At 58.8% G+C, this 16,424-nt stretch carries 15 protein-coding genes; 12 read left to right on the forward strand and 3 right to left on the reverse strand.

Translation table 11 applies throughout. From position 1 onward, the window contains the following. Nucleotides 1-33: 33 nt before the first annotated feature. Both FPZ52_RS15145 and FPZ52_RS15150 read left to right on the forward strand, forming a co-directional pair. Entirely contained in the window at nt 34-927 is an 894-nt protein-coding gene (locus FPZ52_RS15145) for an ABC transporter substrate-binding protein (protein WP_146366465.1), read from the forward strand. A gap of 24 nt (nt 928-951) precedes the next feature. Further along, the gene (locus tag FPZ52_RS15150; protein ID WP_146366466.1) at nt 952-1,851 is read left to right on the forward strand and encodes an ABC transporter substrate-binding protein; all 900 of its coding nucleotides are present in this window, start codon (nt 952-954) and stop codon (nt 1,849-1,851) included. 72 nt (nt 1,852-1,923) lie between these two features. On the opposite strand, the gene FPZ52_RS15155 is transcribed toward FPZ52_RS15150, so the two are convergent. Then, the gene (locus FPZ52_RS15155) at nt 1,924-2,622 is read right to left on the reverse strand and encodes a GntR family transcriptional regulator (protein ID WP_146366467.1); all 699 of its coding nucleotides are present in this window, start codon (nt 2,620-2,622) and stop codon (nt 1,924-1,926) included. Nucleotides 2,623-2,836: 214 nt separating this feature from the next. On the opposite strand from FPZ52_RS15155, the gene FPZ52_RS15160 reads away from it, so the two are divergent. The 10 genes from FPZ52_RS15160 (at nt 2,837) to FPZ52_RS15205 (ending at nt 14,639) form a co-directional block, all read left to right on the forward strand. Then, nucleotides 2,837-4,381 carry an ABC transporter substrate-binding protein gene (locus FPZ52_RS15160; RefSeq protein ID WP_146366468.1) on the forward strand — a complete coding sequence of 515 codons (1,545 nt, stop codon included), beginning with the start codon at nt 2,837-2,839 and terminating at the stop codon, nt 4,379-4,381. 66 nt (nt 4,382-4,447) lie between these two features. Beyond that, nucleotides 4,448-5,431: an ABC transporter permease gene (locus FPZ52_RS15165; protein WP_146366469.1), complete on the forward strand. Its 984-nt coding sequence runs from the start codon at nt 4,448-4,450 to the stop codon at nt 5,429-5,431. Continuing rightward, nucleotides 5,428-6,264, forward strand: a complete 837-nt coding sequence (locus tag FPZ52_RS15170) for an ABC transporter permease (RefSeq protein WP_146366470.1) — start codon at nt 5,428-5,430, stop codon at nt 6,262-6,264. Before FPZ52_RS15165 ends, FPZ52_RS15170 begins: the two co-directional genes overlap by 4 nt. After that, complete coding sequence (locus FPZ52_RS15175) at nt 6,264-7,874, forward strand: ABC transporter ATP-binding protein (protein WP_146366471.1); 1,611 nt, start codon at nt 6,264-6,266, stop codon at nt 7,872-7,874. The genes FPZ52_RS15170 and FPZ52_RS15175 overlap by 1 nt, the downstream gene beginning before the upstream one ends. Then, nucleotides 7,871-9,166: an ArgE/DapE family deacylase gene (locus tag FPZ52_RS15180; RefSeq protein WP_146366472.1), complete on the forward strand. Its 1,296-nt coding sequence runs from the start codon at nt 7,871-7,873 to the stop codon at nt 9,164-9,166. Before FPZ52_RS15175 ends, FPZ52_RS15180 begins: the two co-directional genes overlap by 4 nt. After that, the gene (locus FPZ52_RS15185) at nt 9,163-10,185 is read left to right on the forward strand and encodes a histone deacetylase family protein (RefSeq protein WP_146366473.1); all 1,023 of its coding nucleotides are present in this window, start codon (nt 9,163-9,165) and stop codon (nt 10,183-10,185) included. The genes FPZ52_RS15180 and FPZ52_RS15185 overlap by 4 nt, the downstream gene beginning before the upstream one ends. Nucleotides 10,186-10,416: 231 nt before the next feature. Continuing rightward, nucleotides 10,417-11,463: an AbrB family transcriptional regulator gene (locus tag FPZ52_RS15190; protein ID WP_146366474.1), complete on the forward strand. Its 1,047-nt coding sequence runs from the start codon at nt 10,417-10,419 to the stop codon at nt 11,461-11,463. A 517-nt stretch (nt 11,464-11,980) separates the two neighbouring features. After that, nucleotides 11,981-12,997 carry an ABC transporter substrate-binding protein gene (locus FPZ52_RS15195; protein WP_146366475.1) on the forward strand — a complete coding sequence of 339 codons (1,017 nt, stop codon included), beginning with the start codon at nt 11,981-11,983 and terminating at the stop codon, nt 12,995-12,997. Nucleotides 12,998-13,054: 57 nt separating this feature from the next. Then, nucleotides 13,055-13,822: an ABC transporter ATP-binding protein gene (locus tag FPZ52_RS15200; RefSeq protein ID WP_146366476.1), complete on the forward strand. Its 768-nt coding sequence runs from the start codon at nt 13,055-13,057 to the stop codon at nt 13,820-13,822. Next, nucleotides 13,815-14,639: an ABC transporter permease gene (locus FPZ52_RS15205; RefSeq protein ID WP_146366477.1), complete on the forward strand. Its 825-nt coding sequence runs from the start codon at nt 13,815-13,817 to the stop codon at nt 14,637-14,639. Before FPZ52_RS15200 ends, FPZ52_RS15205 begins: the two co-directional genes overlap by 8 nt. A 9-nt stretch (nt 14,640-14,648) precedes the next feature. Here FPZ52_RS15205 and FPZ52_RS15210 read toward each other — a convergent pair whose 3' ends face one another. Next, nucleotides 14,649-15,488 carry an ABC transporter permease gene (locus FPZ52_RS15210; RefSeq protein WP_146366478.1) on the reverse strand — a complete coding sequence of 280 codons (840 nt, stop codon included), beginning with the start codon at nt 15,486-15,488 and terminating at the stop codon, nt 14,649-14,651. A gap of 2 nt (nt 15,489-15,490) precedes the next feature. Beyond that, nucleotides 15,491-16,405, reverse strand: coding sequence for an ABC transporter permease (locus FPZ52_RS15215; protein WP_168201384.1), 915 nt, complete (start codon nt 16,403-16,405; stop codon nt 15,491-15,493). Nucleotides 16,406-16,424: the final 19 nt, after the last annotated feature.

Here is a 16,424-nt window from a genome sequence, read left to right on the forward strand (position 1 = left end):
ATACACAGCCAGCGGGCGACTTGAAGGATCGACATGCGGACTGTGATTGCTTTCACCCTTGGACTGACATTCGCCGCCGCTGCGCAGGCGAATGATATTGAACACGCGATGGGAATCACAACGGCTCCGGACGCCCCGTTGCGCATCATCACCTTGACCAATGAAAGCACCGAGGCGGTGCTGGCGCTTGGCGTGACGCCCGTCGGGGCGGTTCGTTCGTGGTATGGCGATCCGTGGTATCCTCATTTGGGTGACATGATGGATGCCGTTCAGGACGTTGGCACGGAACTGGCCGTGAACGTCGAACTGGTTGCCGGGTTGGAGCCCGATCTCATCATCGGATCAAAGAAGCGGGATGAAGAAATCTATCCCCAACTCTCGGCGATTGCCCCAACGGTAGTGTCCCTGGACAATCGTGACTGGCAGGCCAATCTGGGATTGTTTGCCTCCGCGCTCGGTCGAGACGAACAAGCCGATGATCTGCTCGCCAGTTACTCGGCCGAGATAGAGACATTGCGCGCCGCACTAGCCGATCACGCCAATGACACCGTGTCGGTTGTGCGCTTCGTTCCCGGTCAGATCTACCTGTATCAGCAAGACAGCTTTTCCGGACTGGTGCTGGATGATCTGGGCTTCAACCGCCCGTCGCCGCAAGATCAGGATGGGCTCGCCATGGCTGTGGGCAGCGAAAGCATTCCCGACATGGATGCCGACCGGTTGTTCTATCTGACATATGACACGGGCGATGGGAAAGGTGAGGCGCTGGAAGCCGAAACCCTCGCCAATCCGCTGTGGACGGGGCTGCCCGTGGTGGCTGACGGGCGCGCCCACCGCGTGGATGACGGGGTCTGGGCCACTGCCGGCGGAATATTCGCGGCACGTGAGCTAGTTGGCGACATCGCGGTCATCTACGGGATTGACCGCTAGATATATTCCTTTGGGAGGACATCGATGAAATTGACAAAACTTGCCTTGGGCCTCGCCGCTGCGCTGATGGCGTTGCCCGTCTCGGCGCGCGAGATCGAGCACGGCATGGGCGTGACCGAGGTGCCGGACGAACCTCAACGTGTGGTCGTGCTGACCAATGAAGGGACAGAGGCATTGTTGGCGCTCGGCGTCACGCCTGTCGGGGCGGCCAATTCCTGGAACGGCGATCCGTGGTGGGACTTTCTATCCGAGCAACTGGCCGATACCCAGCCTGTCGGAACAGAAAGTGGTGTGAACATTGAGCTCGTCGCCGCGTTGCAGCCCGATCTGATCATTGGCACCAAGCTGCGCCATGAAGAGATCTATCCTCAGCTCTCCGCAATAGCGCCCACTGTTCTGTCCGAACGTTTGCGTGGTGACTGGAAGGTGAACTTGCGGCTCTACGCCCAGACGCTGGGTCTGGAGGACAAGGGCGAGCAGGTGATCGCGGATTACGACGCGCATGTCGCAGGTCTGCACGATGCCTTGGGCGATGCGGTGAACGAGAAGGTTTCTGTCATTCGCTTCATCCCCGGTCAGATCCGTATTTATCAACTCGACAGCTTTTCCGGTGTGGTGCTGAAGGATGTGGGCTTTGACCGTCCTGCCAACCAGAATGTCGAAGAATTCGCGATCCGCACCGGCAAGGAAAGCATTCCTGACATGGATGGCGACCGCATCTTCTTTTTCACCTATGACACGGGTAACGGTGAGGGGACTGCCTTGCGCGACGAGGTTCTGGCTGATCCGCTTTGGCAATCGCTGACGGCCGTTCAGGAAGGGAATGTCCATGAAGTCGATGACGGAATCTGGAACACGGCGGGTGGGGTCATCGCGGCCAATTTGATGCTCAACGACATTGCCCGGATCTATGGCGTAGAATGAGGCTGGCGTAATCCAACTGAATTTGGGGTGCCGTGGGCGCCCCTTTTTTGTTCGCGGACATCCCCGCCCAGGTCAGACGCCCTGGTTCCGTTCCAGTGCGCGAAAGCGCGCGACCACATCTGTGCGGGCAACGCCAATGTGATAATCCATGGCTTGCCGTGCCGCTTCAGGATCACCCGATCGAAGCGCATCGATGATGAGCAGGTGGTTTTCGACAATCTGGTGCGAATTGATGAACAAACGTTCGAACAGTGCGAAACAGGCCTGCATTTCTGATGCTATCTGGTCAAAAACGCTGAGAAACCGCTTGTTACCGCTCGCTTCGCAGATCAGTCGATGGAATTGCAGATCGGCCCTGATCTGCGGGATGAGATGCCCGTCCGATGCCAACTCGCGCATGACTTCCAACTGTTGGAGCAGCTGTGGGATGGCCACAGCAGCGTCTGCACGTGTCAGTCGGGCAGCCGCTTCGCGTTCAATGCAATTGCGCAACTCGTACAGGCTGTCGAGGTCGTCGGCTGTGATCGTCCTGACAAAGAATCCCCTGTTGGGGCGTGCGACAAGCAAGCCAGCACTTTGAAGCAGCCGCGCGGCTTCGCGCACGGGTGATCGCGAGACGCCCAGATCACGAGCAATTGTCGACTCGGTAACCCGGTCTCCGGGTTTCAGCCGTCCAGCGAGAATCGCGTCGGTAATGGTCTGCGCGATCCTTTGTGCGAGAGGGTCGCGGTCCAGTGGTTCGAACAGCCTGTCAGGAGTATCTTTACCCATAGGCAAATTTCTAATTGTATTTTGTTCATTTGTCGACAATCCTGTTTGCGATCTTGCCGCTGCACCAACAGCAGCCCGTGCCGAGCCTTCTGCAACGCATGCAAGACGTCGAATTGGGGGCAAGAACGGGTTCGAAACCCGCGCTCCGGATCAGATCCAGCGGCTGAACTCACAGAGCAGCCGAGTACATTTTCCGACCGACAGGGAGCCGGACATGAAGAAACTGCTTACCGCATCCGTCCTGACGATTGCAGCGGCTTGTACCGCGCAAGCGCAACAACAAGGAGGGCGGCTGGACATCGTCGTACAGCCTGAACCGCCCAGTCTGATGCTCGGTCTGGTCAATAACGGGCCGACCCAGCTTGTCGCGGGTGACATCTATGAAAGTCTTCTGCGTTATGATACCGACCTGAACCCCCAACCATCACTGGCACAGTCATGGGAAGTGTCCGAAGACGGTCTGACCTACACCTTCACACTGCAGGAGGGTGTCTTGTGGCACGACGGTGAATCCTTCACCGCCGATGATGTGGTATTTTCCGCCGATGTGTTCCTGCGCGAAACCAACCCGCGTCTACGAGTCAGCCTGGAATATGTAGATACGATCACGGCGCTTGATGACCACACGGTCGAATTCAAGCTCAGGGAACCGTTCGGACCCTTCCTTGGAGTGTTCGAGGCAGGCACGATGCCGATGGTGCCCAAACACATCTATGAAGGCACGAATTATTCCGAGAACCCGGCAAACAATACGCCAATCGGCACCGGCCCGTTCAAGTTCGAGGAATGGGTTAAAGGATCCTACATCCATCTGGTGAAGAACGAAGATTACTATCTCGACGGTCAACCCTATCTGGACGAGGTCTATTACCGGGTGGTTCCCGATGCCGCATCCCGCGCCGTTGCGTTCGAAAACGGCGAGGTGGACGTTCTGCCCGGCGGGTCCGTCGAAAATTGGGATGTCCCGCGCCTGACCGAAATGGAGGGCGTTTGCTCCACCGGTGAGGGCTGGGAATACTTCGCGCCGCATGCGCTGGCATGGCTGAACAACCGCGAAGGGCCGACCGCCAGCCAGGAATTCCGTCAGGCCATCATGTATGCGCAGGATCGTGAATTCGTGCGTGACGTGATCTGGAACGGCTTCGGTACAGTCGCAACCGGTCCGATCTCGTCCAAAACCAACTTCTATACTGACGAGGTCACCCAGTACGACTATGACCCCGAAAAGGCTAGGGAACTGATCGAGGCCTCGGGCTATGACGGTGAAACGGTTCGCATTCTGCCCCTGCCTTATGGCGAAACATGGCAACGCTGGGCCGAGGCGATGAAACAAAACCTCGATGAGGTGGGCGTGAACACCGAAATCGTCGCCACCGATGTCGCGGGCTGGAACCAGCGTCTGGCGGATTGGGATTTCGACATCGCCTACACCTATCTCTACCAGTATGGCGATCCGGCACTTGGTGTGTCGCGAAACTACCTGGCGTCAAACATCGCGAAAGGCAGTCAGTGGAACAATGTCGAGGGGTATGAAAACCCCGCGCTCGACGAAAAATGGGCTGAGGCCGCTGTCGCCGTGGGTGCCGATGCGCGCCAGGCGATCTACACCGACATCCAGAAGGAAATCGTCGAAGACGTCCCCGTCGCATGGTTGCTGGAGATCGAGTTCCCCACGATTTATCGGTGCGAAATCAAAGACCTCGTTACGACCGCTATCGGCGTGAATGACGGTCTGCGCGACGCGTATATCGAAGAATAGTCCTCCTTCGCGCTGCTGCCCATGTAATCGGGCGGCAGCCTCCAACACGACGAACCATAGGGCCACATGGCAATCCTGACGCTCATACTGGGGCGGCTCGCGAAGGCAGTTATCACATTGCTGGCGATCGTCATCCTGAACTTCTTCCTGATCCATGCCGCACCGGGCGATCCTGCAGCCGTCCTCGCGGGCGAAACCGGCGCAGCCGACGAGATCTACATTCAACAGCTGCGCGAACGGTTCGGGCTGGATCAGCCGCTCCATGTCCAGCTGGGCAAATATGTCTGGGGCGTGCTGCATCTGGATCTGGGCTTTTCATACCGGCAACAGATGCCGGTGCTGGACCTGATCCTCGACCGCCTGCCCGCGACGCTGCTGCTGACGATGACGGCCTTCGGCGTGTCGCTGCTGCTGGGCGTGATCCTTGGCCTCGCCGCTGCCGCGCGGGTCGGCAAGTGGACCGACAGCATGATCACCGGCATGGCCCTGCTGTTCTATGCCACACCCCTTTACTGGGTCGCGCTGATGTCGGTGCTGCTGTTTTCTGTGCAGCTCGAATGGTTACCCGCCTTCGGATACGAAACTGTTGGCGCGGACTATACCGGCATCCAGATGGTGCTTGACCGGCTGAAGCACCTTGTGTTGCCAGCCCTGACGCTCGGGCTGTTCTTCATGGCTGTCTACTTGCGAATGACGCGGGCCTCCCTGCTGGAGGTGTCGCAGATGGATTTTGTCAAGACCGCCCGCGCGAAGGGCCTGTCTGAAAACATCATCCGCCGTCGCCACATCCTGCGCAACGCATTGTTGCCGGTCGTGACCCTCGCGGGCTTGCAGGCCGGGCAACTGGTTGGCGGCGCAGTGCTGACGGAAACGGTTTTCGCGTGGCCTGGAATCGGACGGCTGATGTTCGATAGCCTTGCCGCGCGCGACTACAACACGCTGCTCGGCGTGTTCCTCGTTTCCGCAGCCATGGTGATCTTCTTCAACATCGTGACGGACATCGTTTACCGGCTGATCGATCCGCGCATCGGAGCGGGGGCCGCGTCATGAACTTCATCAAACGCTATTGCCAGAACCGCGGCGCCGTACTGGGCCTGCTGATCCTGCTGGTCGTCGTTCTGATCGCGATCTTTGCCCATGTCATCTTCCCGCAAAGCCCGTGGCGAATGGTTCAACGTCCGTTCCTGCCCCCATTCGAGGTGGATGGGTTGCTGCTGGGGACGGATACATTGGGGCGCAATGTCGCCGCAGGGTTGGCTTACGGTGCCCGTGTGTCCCTGATCGTCGGCATCGTGTCCACAACGGTCGCGCTGTTGATCGGCGTGCCATTGGGCGCGGTGGCGGGCTATTACGGTGGATGGGTCGATGAAGCCGCGATGCGTTTCACCGAATTCTTCCAAACCATCCCCAGCTTTGCATTGGCCATCGTGCTGGTCGCCATCTTGCAGCCGACGCTCTATTCCATCACTCTGGCCATCGCGATTGTCAGCTGGCCGCCGGTGACGCGACTTGTACGGGCCGAGGTGCTCAGCCTGCGCCAACGCGAATTTGTCGAGGCGGCAAAGCTGGCAGGCCTGTCCAATGGGCGCATCCTGTTCGGGCATATCCTGCCCAACGCCGCATCGCCGATCATCGTGATGGCGTCGCTTATGGTGGCGACCGCGATCTTGCTGGAAAGCTCGTTGGCGTTCCTTGGTCTTGGTGATCCCAACATCATGTCATGGGGCTACATGATCGGCGCGGCCCGCACCGTGATCCGAACCGCCTGGTGGCTCAGTTTCATTCCCGGCGTGGCGATCCTTCTGACCGTTCTGGCGCTGAACCTGATCGGCGAAGGCCTGAACGACACGCTGAACCCGAGATTGGCAAGAAAGGGGCGCTGATGGACACCGTTCTCAGTATCCAGAACCTGACCGTGTCGTTGCCCAGGGGGGCCGATCGCGACCATGCCGTGGCCGATATCAGCTTCGATCTGAAGCAGGGTGAAACGCTCTGCGTTGTGGGCGAATCCGGCTCCGGCAAATCCATGACGGCCAACGCCCTGATGGGGCTGCTGCCCGACGAGGTGAAGGTCACGGGGGGCAAGGCGATTTTCGAAGGCGATAGCCTGTTCGACCTTCCCGACACCGCCCGCCAGGCCATTCGCGGCGAACGGATCGGGATGATCTTTCAGGAACCGATGACAGCGCTCAATCCGCTGATGCGCGTCGGCGCGCAGATCGAAGAGGTGTTTGAAGCCCACAACCGGTTCGACCCGGCCGAGCGGCGCAAACGCGCACTGGCCTTGATCGAGGAAGTCGGCTTGCCTGATCCCGACAAGATCATCCGCGCCTACCCGTTCCAGCTTTCGGGTGGTCAACGCCAGCGCGTCATGATCGCGACGGCGCTGGCGCTCGATCCCAAGATCCTGATCGCGGATGAACCGACGACCGCGCTCGACGTGACCACGCAGGCGCAGATCCTCAACCTGATCAAGCGACTGCAGGAACGCCACAACATGGCCGTGATGTTCATCACCCATGATTTCGGTGTCGTGGCCGAAATTGCCGATCAGGTGGTGGTCATGCGCTATGGTGAAATCGTCGAACGTGGCCGTGCGGCGAAAGTGCTGGAATCCCCTGAACATCCTTACACCCGCACGCTGCTGAATGCCGTGCCGTCAGAAGACGTGCCCGATGCCACGCCACTTGTGCAAACGCCCGTTCTGGAAGTCAGGAACCTGCACAAAATCTATGTCACTGGCGGCGGATTGATGAAACCATCACGAAACGTAACCGCCATTGACGGCGTAAGCTTCTCATTGTCCAAGGGCGAAATCCTTGGTCTCGTTGGTGAATCCGGGTCCGGAAAATCCACGATCGGGCGCAGTATCGTTCGTCTTGTCACTGCCGACTCCGGTCAGATCTTGCTGGATGGCCAGGACATGAACGCTCTCGACACGCAAGAATTGCGCAAGGCACGCAGGCGCGTTCAGATGGTGTTTCAAGATCCCTATGCATCGCTCAACCCACGGAAAAAGGTGCTGCGGGCGATTACGGAAGGGCCGATTACCCAAGGTGTTCCGCCGGAACAGGCAAAAGAACGCGCGCTGGAACTGCTGGAAACCGTCGGGCTGGACCGGGCGGCGGCAGAACGCTTCCCGCACGAGTTTTCCGGCGGTCAACGGCAGCGGATCGGTATCGCACGCGCCCTTGCAATGGACCCCGAGGTCATCATTGCGGACGAAGCGGTGTCGGCGCTCGATGTATCCATTCAGGCGCAGGTGTTGGAACTGCTGAAAGACCTGCGCGATCGCTTCAGCCTGTCGATGCTTTTCATCACGCATGACTTGCGCGTAGCGGCCCAGCTTTGTGATCGGATCGCCGTATTGCAGAAGGGCCGGCTGGTAGAACTGGGAACCGTGCATGAAGTTTTCCTGACGCCACAGGATGATTACACGCGGTCTTTGCTGGCCGCGGTGCCTGGCGCGTCTTGGGGCCGGGTGGCCGTATGAGCGGTCTTCAATCCGCCATCCGCGACTCCGTTCTGGCGGGGTTTGACGATCAGATCGCGTTTCTGAAGGATCTCGTCGCCTGCCCATCAACGCGTGGAGATGAAGCATCTGCGCAAGATGCCATGGAGGCTGCGTTTGCCGCTCGTGGCCTGAGCGTTGAACGCTGGGAGCTGGATGCACAAGCTCTGTCTCAGCTTTCCGGCTTCTCGCCGGTCAGCGTGGACTATAGTGGTATGAGCAATGTTGTTGGTACCCATCAGCCCAAACAGCAACGGGGCAGGTCACTGATCCTGAACGGGCATATCGACGTTGTTCCGGCAGGGCCGAAAGAATTCTGGACCTCGTCACCATATCAGCCCCGCCTCGAAGGGGATTGGCTGTACGGGCGGGGCGCAGGCGACATGAAGGCCGGATTGACCGCCAACCTATTTGCTCTGGATGCGTTGCGTCGCATGGGGTTCGAGCCAGCCGCGCGCATACATCTACAATCCGTGGTCGAAGAAGAATGTACGGGCAATGGCGCGCTGGCCTGCATGGCGCGTGGATATACGGCGGACGCTGCGCTGATACCGGAGCCTTTTGATCAACACCTCGTGCGGGCAAATGTCGGGACGCTTTGGTTCAGGCTGAAATTCCACGGCATACCCGTGCATGCGCTGGACACGGGAAGCGGGTCGAATGCAATCGAAGCCGCAAGCCATATGATCGGGCATCTTCGGCGGCTGGAAAAAGACTGGAACAGCCGCAAGGGACGCCACCGTCATTTCGAGGACCACCCTCATCCAATCAATCTGAACATTGGCAAGATCGAAGGGGGCGACTGGGCATCATCCGTGCCCGCGTGGTGTCATCTGGATTGCCGCATCGCGATCTACCCGGGTGACGCCGCCAGGGACGCGGCGGCGGAGATTGAGAATTTCATCCGCAACGCAGCAAATGACGACCCAAGGCTCGCAGGTCTGTCGCCGGACATTGAATGGAACGGTTTCTTCGCGGAAGGCTATGTTTTGGAAGAAGGATCTCAGGCAGAGGCGGTGCTCGCCCATGCGCATGAAACCGTTACCGAGAAGGCGCTGCGAAGCGTCACGATGCCCTGTTATCTGGACGCGCGTGTCTTCGCGGTGCACCAGAAGATCCCGTGTCTCGTCTACGGTCCGAAGGCGGAATCTATTCATGGCTATGACGAACGCGTCAGCCTGTCGTCACTGCGCAGCGTGACGGAAACCATTGCGCTGTTCATTGCGCAATGGTGCGGTCTGAATGAACTTACCAAAGGGGCCTCACGAACATGAAGGCGATTTTTGACGACCGCCAATATGTCCATGATCCGAAGCACTTCATGCGCAACGGTGATCGTCTGGAAAATCCCGAACAGCCCGAGCGCGCCGATCGGTTGAAGGCGGGAGCGATCGCCGCCGGGTGTGACATCGTGGTGCCGTCTGATAACGGCCTTGGCCCCATCGCGGCTATTCATACTTCTGAGTATCTGGGGTTCCTGCGGACGATCCATGGCCGATGGACAGCCGTCGATGGGGCAGGACCAGAGGTTATCCCGAATATTCACCCTCCAGCGCGCACCGCGAGTTATCCGAGTTCACCGGCGGGCTTGGCGGGCTACCATCAAGCTGACACGTCCTGCCCGATTTCCGAAGGGACATGGGAGTCTGCCTATTGGTCAGCGCAGACTGCTATAACTGGAGCTGATGTGGTCTTGGCCGGGGGGCGGTCCGCTTACGCCTTGTGCCGCCCGCCGGGGCATCATGCCTTTTCGGATATGGCCGGCGGTTTCTGTTTCTTGAGCAACGCTGCCATTGCAGCCCAACGGTTCGTGGCAGCTGGGCTGCGGCCTGCAATCCTTGATGTAGACGTGCATCATGGGAACGGGACACAGGGGGTGTTCTATAACCGCGCAGATGTGCTGACCGTGTCCATTCATGCCGATCCGTCGGGGTTTTATCCGTTTTTTTGGGGGTATGCCGCCGAGCGCGGCGACGGAGCAGGGTTGGGGTCCAACCTGAACCTGCCACTGCCGCGCGGTACGAGAGAACCCGAGTATCAGGAATCGCTTGCCGTCGCGTTCGAACGTATCCGTGATTTCGGGGCGGATGTGCTCGTATTGGCGCTGGGGCTGGATACGCATGTGAACGATCCGTTTGAAGGGTTCGCGATCTCTACAGAGGGCTTGGGCGATATCACGGCAGCGGTCGCAAAGGTGGGACTGCCGACATTGCTGGTACAGGAGGGAGGGTATTTGTCAGATGATCTTGGACCAAACCTGACTGCAGCGCTGCAGGGGTTTCTCGGGGTATGATCGCGCCCGGCATATGCATAGGTTGTCGCAGGGGCAGGGAAAGGCGGATGTGGGTGCGACAAGAGCCGCTTTTGACATCGCCTGCGACATGGTTAGAAACTGGACGTGAGGGCTTGGATGCCTGATCGAGTGACATTGGCCGTGAGCGCCTCTGAAGGATCAGAACGATTGGTGCGATACTTGGCCATGCGCGACGATGAACGCATTGTAGATCGGCAGCCCGCATAGACCATGTCAGTGGCTCGTGGCTTTCGTCAAAATTTATCGAAAGAGTCTGCGACCGCGCTGACAGTGGGCGCCGCGGGGGCAGCCGTGTTTGCGGCGTTGGGGTTGCCCGTACCGTTTCTCACCGGCTCGGCTGTTGCAGTGACGGTCGCGGCCATCATGGGACTTTCCCTGTCGTTGCCAGCTGGCCTGGCAAACAGTTGTATTCTTTTTATCGGGATAGGGATCGGCTCTTCGGTAACGCCAGATTTCCTGCAGTACGCTATGACATGGCCATTGAGCTTCGTCGTCTTGGCCGGGACGTTGGTCATCGGCGTGTTCTCGTGTCGCTATGCTCTGGTCCGATTGTTTGGCTTTGACTTGGTATCGGCGACACTCGCGGCTGTTCCCGGACATTTGAGTTTCGTGCTGGGGCTGGCCGTCGATCTGCCCGCCGACATGCGACGAGTCGCATTGGTGCAATGTATGAGGGTCTTGTTCCTGACATTGCTGGTGCCTTCGTTGCTGTCGATCTGGGGTATGGAGGTGAAAGCGGCACCGGCCCCTACGGATGCAATGGAGATGTTCGACCTGCTTGTACTCGCTCTCGTTGCATTGGCGCTGGCGACGTTTCTCGTACGGGTCGGAGCACCTGCTGCCTGGCTTTTTGGCGGCATGTTGGTGTCGGGTATCGGCCATTTCGCAGGAGTCACTCCAGGTACACCGCCGGGATGGATAACGGCGGCGGCACTGCTCGTGATGGGAACTTTGATAGGAACGCGTTTCCATGGCTACAGCCCTAATGAACTTCGCCGCGATATTGGGGCAGGGATATTTGTGACTGTTCTCGCTTGCGCTTTGGCAAGCTCGGGCGCGACTGTCGTGGCCATCGCATTAGGACTTCCCGCGGAATTGTTGTTGATTTCATTCGCCCCGGGTGGTGTGGAGGCGATGTCGGCGATGGCATTGCAACTTGGTCTTGAACCCACATTCGTGGCGTCGCATCATGTTTTCAGGCTGCTGGTGCTTACAATCTTGGTGCCGCTGTTCATCGTAAAATTAGCGCGGAACTGAAGCTTCCAAGGATGGCAGGATCGAGCCTCCTTTTGACGGGGTCGACGACCGGTATTCAGGTGAATACTCGCGGACGGTCGCGCTGCCCGATTGTTTGCCGTGAACGAAAGCGGCCATTTTTAGCTTTAAGCCGCTCGTGGCGATGAGGCTCTGTCTCCCTCTTTTCGGTGGATTTGGGTGGTCTAGCGCTGAGAAAACAGGTTCCAAAGTTCAAGCTGCGCTAGGGTGGTCTCAACGTTCTTCCGAGCGATCGACACAAGAAACCAATACCAGTTCATGCAACGCGACACCCTTAGTCGGCGTGCTGATGAAATGGGATCACATTAATCCACTACCAATCGCGGTTGTATGATCCAGTTTCAAAGGGCTCCGGGCATCCGCTGTCCGTGGAGAGGCTCCCATCTGTTCCGTACCAAGGGAGTTTTGTCGGTTCGCTCGCTCGGTCAGCTTGACATTTGACGACCTGCATGGCCGAAGACTGACGAGGAAAGTCGATTTGTCTGTGGGAGGAGTATCAATGACCCATTTTACACGCCGCGCGACGCTGGGCCTGATGGGAGGCGCGATGACCGCGCCGTTCGTCGCGAAGGGGGCCTGGGCCGCAACACCGATCAGCGTGGGCGCATTGCGCTTCACCAGCCATGCACCCAGCTTCATTGCGCTGGAACGCGGTTACTTCGCCGAAGCCGGGATTGACGTGAATTTCGAGTTTTTCCAAGCGGCGCAACCCATGGCCGTCGCGATCGCGTCGGGGGATGCCGATTATGCGATGACGGCGATTTCCGGCGGGCTGATCTCGCTGGCGCAAAAGGGTGCCGCCAAGGTTATCGGTGGCGCGCTGAGCGAAGAACAGGGCATCGACGGGCAGAAGATTTTGGCCTCCAACGCCGCCTATGAAGCCGGTTTGACCGATCCGTCGCAACTCGAAGGCAAAAGCTTCGGGATTACGCAAGCGGGCTCGTCGTTCCACTATATGGGATCGAAGATCGCACAGGCCGAGGGTGCAGAAGTCAGCTTCAAGCCACTGCAGAAGACCCCTGCGGTCATCGGCGCAATCAAGAGCGGCCAGATCGACGCATGGTCCATTGTTCCGCATATCGCCAAGCCGCTGGCCGGCGCGGGCGCGGTTCAGATCATCGGCGATGTCGCGGATTACATCCCCGACTATCAGGTCACGACTGTCTTCACCTCTGCGAAGAACGCGTCCGATGCCCCCGACCAGACACGCGCCTTCCTTCAGGCGCTGTCGAAAGGGGCCGCCGATTTTAACGCGGCGCTGGTGGACAACACTGCCGATGACGCGGAACGCGCAGAGATCATCAAGCTGATCGCTGGTTACGTTTATCCAGACCGCAGCGTGGAAGATGCGCGGGATTCCGTCGTCAACGGCGCGATGCGGATCAATGCCGATTGTGCGCTGAACAGGGCTTCGGTTATGGATCAGCTCGACTGGTTCAAATCCGAAGGGCTGGTGGACCAGGACATCGCCTACGAGACGCTTGTCGACGAAAGCTACGTCGACATCATCTCGTAGCACTGCGATACGGGGCGCGCCGATGCCTTGGCGCGTCCGAGCCCGGAAGGAAGTCCGATGGAATTGAGACTGGAAGACGTATCCCACCGCTACGGTGATTTGGAGGTTCTACGTGATATCGACCTGCGCATCCCTCAAGGCAAGATCGTCTGCATCGTCGGGCCGTCGGGCTGCGGAAAATCGACCCTCCTGCGCTTCATGGGGGGGTTGGAACGCCCCGATCAGGGCCGCGTCCTTCAGGCGGGTACGCCCCCGCCTGACAGCCTGAACCCGCTGACCTATGTTTTCCAGGACTTCGCCCTGCTGCCATGGCGGCGGGTGGAAGACAACATATCCATCATCCTGCGCGATCACGGCATCGACAAGGATCGTTGCCGCGCCATCATCGACGACGTTCTGGCTCGCACAAAACTTACGGAGTTTCGCCGCGCCTGGCCCAGACAATTGTCGGGCGGCATGAAGCAACGTGTGGCCATCGCGCGCGCGCTCGCAGTGAATCCTGCCGTGATGCTGATGGACGAACCGCTGTCCGCACTCGACAGTCAGACACGTGACCTGTTGATGGAGGATTTGGTGACGCTATGGTCCCGGCAACCCTTCACTGGGGTCTATGTGACGCACAACCTTTCCGAGGCCGTGCGTCTGGGGCACCAGATCGTGGTACTGTCGCGCAGGCCCGGCCGGATCAGCGAAATCGTCGAGATCGACACGCCACTGGATCAGCGCGACGCCGCTGATCCTCAGTTGGAACGGACCCAAAAACATCTGTGGACATTGATGCGCGCAGAGGCCGAAGCTGCAGACAAGGAATTGCTCGATGGCTGATGTTTCCCTCGCCACTACGTTGACCAACCCCGACACCCGCCCCGTCCCGTTCCGAGGCGGCGGGTTCAAACCCAGCTCGCCGAAATGGGTGGGCGTCGCCGTGTTCATAGTGCTGATCGCGTTGTTGGAATTCGGAACTCGGGCGGGCTACATTTCGAACCTGACCGTTCCGCGCCCGTCGGATGTTCTGGGGACACTGATTGATCTCACCCGAAGCGGAATGCTGTGGAAGCACCTGGTACCGTCGGTGTCACGTCTGATTGTTGGCGCAACGATCGGGGCTACGATCGGCATCGCGACCGGGTTGATGATCGGGCTGTTCTCGATGGTGCGCGCGGGGCTGGTGCCTCTTGTGGCCGCGATCTTTCCAATACCCAAGATCGCCTTGCTGCCACTTTTCGTGGTCTGGTTTGGGATTGATGAGGCATCGAAATATGCGCTGATCGCATTTGGTACATTCACGCCCACGGTGGTCGCGACCTATGGCGCGGTCGACAATGTTGATCGTGGGCTGATCCGTATGGGGCAAAGCTTCAGTCTGAGTTGGACGACCATCGTGACCCGTATTGTTCTGCCCGGTGCGATGTCGGGCATCCTGTCGGGTTTGCGCGTCAGTCTTGCCATCGCAATCATCTTGCTGGTCGCTGCCGAAATGCTTGGTGCCGAATACGGTATCGGGGCCTATATACTGCAGGCCGGATCGCTCTATGATCTCGAACGCCTGTTCGCCGGGGTCACGATCCTGTCGCTGCTTGGTGTCCTGACCAGTGGCGCCGTCGGTCTGGCCGAGAAACATCTTCTGGAATGGCGTGGTTAAGGGGCAGCCTCAGACCAACCCGCTTCCGGCATCGGACGCTTGTTTTGAACGTCGTTTCTGGATCACCCAAACGGTCAGGAAAAAAACCGCGATGATGCCGAGCGAGAACAGAGTGGTCAAAGTGCCGAGCGCGAAGATCACGGGCGTGGTGACATTGGTGGTCATCCCGTAGATTTCCAGCGGCAGGGTGTTGTAGCTGCCAGCGGTCAGCAGGGTGCGCGCGAATTCGTCGTAGCTGAGCGTGAAACCGAACAGCGCGACACCGATCAGAGATGGCGCGATCATTGGCAACACGACATGGGCGAAGGTCTGCCATGCGCTGGCCCCTTGATCGCGGGCCGCTTCTTCGTAGCTTTTGTCGAAACGGTTGAACACCGCGAACATGATCAGCAGGCCGAACGGCAGGGTCCATGTCAGTTGTGATCCGAAACCGGATGTCGACCAATGCACTTTCAGGCCAAGCTGGTTGAAGATCAGGCCGACACCCAAAGAGACGAGGATCGAGGGGATCACGAGGCTCGCGATCGTCAGGTAGAACAACACGCCTGACCCAGCGAAGCGTTTGCGGAAGGCCATGCCTGCCAAGACCGACACCACAACGGTTGTCACCATGACCATCAGGCCAAGTGTAAAGCTGCGCCCGAAGCTGCCCCAAATGTCGCCGACCGCCTGTTCCTGGTGCAGATCGCGGAACCAGTGCAGTGAGACGCCATTCATCGGGAAGGTCAGCCCGCCCTGCGGCCCCTGAAAACTCAGGATGCCGATGGTCATGATTGGGCCGTAAAGGAAGAGCAGGAAGACCACGAAAAAGGCTCCCAAGATGTAGAAGCTACGGGGGCGTGGTTCCATCTTCAAAGCTCCTTCCTGATGTCGACGAAACGCAGGAGAATGGCGATGACGATCAGTACCGTGCAAAGCAGTATGATCGCCGTGGCCGAGGCAGACGGATATTGCAGCAGGCTGATGTCGTTCGAAATCAGCCGTCCTACATTGGCTTTCTGCGATCCGGACATGAACCTGACCGTAATGAAATCGCCCATTACCAGTGTAACGACAAAGATCGTGCCAATCATGATGCCGGGTTTGCACAAGGGAATGATCACGTTCCATAGCGTCTGCCAGCCCGAGGCGCCGTTGTCGCGAGCGGCTTCCAAGAGGGACCGGTCGATGCGCATCATCGAATTGAAGATCGGCACCACCATGAACAGCGTGTAGAGATGCACGAACGCGAGTATCACCGAAAAGTCGGAAAACAGCAGCCAGTCCAGCGGTTCGTCGATCACACCCCACGAAATCAGCGCCGAATTGGCGATGCCGTTGCGGCCAAGAAACGGAATCCATGAAATCATGCGGATGATGTTAGAGGTCCAAAAGGGAATGGTGCACAGCAGGAACAACCCGATCTGCCAGTGAAGGCTGCGGATGTGAAATGCGAGGAAGTAAGCGACCGCGAAGCCGATAAGCAACGAGCAGGCCCAGGTGATGGCGGCGTATTTGAAGGTATTCAGAAACACCGAATACGTCACCGGGGATGAGAACAGGAACCGGTAGTTGTCGAACTGGAACGCCGGATAGATCGAGAACTCGGTCGCGCCCCAAAAGCTGACGATAGCGATCATGCCGATAGGCAGGACGAGAAAGCAGGCCAGAACGATTGCAAGTGGCGCGGCTTGCAGCCATCCGATCATACGCGTTGACAGTCCCGAGGTCCTGGCCCTTGGAGCGGTGGACGTTGTCGATCTGTCGGAAGAGGCAAGGTCGGTCATGCGCGCTCATGTTGTTTTG

The sequence above is a fragment of the Qingshengfaniella alkalisoli genome, assembly GCF_007855645.1.
Classification (GTDB): domain Bacteria; phylum Pseudomonadota; class Alphaproteobacteria; order Rhodobacterales; family Rhodobacteraceae; genus Qingshengfaniella; species Qingshengfaniella alkalisoli.

Coding starts and splice junctions, on each gene's coding strand:
- FPZ52_RS15185 (WP_146366473.1), top strand. CDS start 9,163: ATGAAGGCGATTTTTGACGACCGCCAATATGTCCATGATCCGAAGCAC.
- FPZ52_RS15160 (WP_146366468.1), top strand. CDS start 2,837: ATGAAGAAACTGCTTACCGCATCCGTCCTGACGATTGCAGCGGCTTGT.
- FPZ52_RS15200 (WP_146366476.1), top strand. CDS start 13,055: ATGGAATTGAGACTGGAAGACGTATCCCACCGCTACGGTGATTTGGAG.
- FPZ52_RS15195 (WP_146366475.1), top strand. CDS start 11,981: ATGACCCATTTTACACGCCGCGCGACGCTGGGCCTGATGGGAGGCGCG.
- FPZ52_RS15205 (WP_146366477.1), top strand. CDS start 13,815: ATGGCTGATGTTTCCCTCGCCACTACGTTGACCAACCCCGACACCCGC.
- FPZ52_RS15180 (WP_146366472.1), top strand. CDS start 7,871: ATGAGCGGTCTTCAATCCGCCATCCGCGACTCCGTTCTGGCGGGGTTT.
- FPZ52_RS15170 (WP_146366470.1), top strand. CDS start 5,428: ATGAACTTCATCAAACGCTATTGCCAGAACCGCGGCGCCGTACTGGGC.
- FPZ52_RS15155 (WP_146366467.1), bottom strand. CDS start 2,622: ATGGGTAAAGATACTCCTGACAGGCTGTTCGAACCACTGGACCGCGAC.
- FPZ52_RS15145 (WP_146366465.1), top strand. CDS start 34: ATGCGGACTGTGATTGCTTTCACCCTTGGACTGACATTCGCCGCCGCT.
- FPZ52_RS15175 (WP_146366471.1), top strand. CDS start 6,264: ATGGACACCGTTCTCAGTATCCAGAACCTGACCGTGTCGTTGCCCAGG.
- FPZ52_RS15210 (WP_146366478.1), bottom strand. CDS start 15,488: ATGGAACCACGCCCCCGTAGCTTCTACATCTTGGGAGCCTTTTTCGTG.
- FPZ52_RS15165 (WP_146366469.1), top strand. CDS start 4,448: ATGGCAATCCTGACGCTCATACTGGGGCGGCTCGCGAAGGCAGTTATC.
- FPZ52_RS15150 (WP_146366466.1), top strand. CDS start 952: ATGAAATTGACAAAACTTGCCTTGGGCCTCGCCGCTGCGCTGATGGCG.
- FPZ52_RS15215 (WP_168201384.1), bottom strand. CDS start 16,405: ATGACCGACCTTGCCTCTTCCGACAGATCGACAACGTCCACCGCTCCA.
- FPZ52_RS15190 (WP_146366474.1), top strand. CDS start 10,417: ATGTCAGTGGCTCGTGGCTTTCGTCAAAATTTATCGAAAGAGTCTGCG.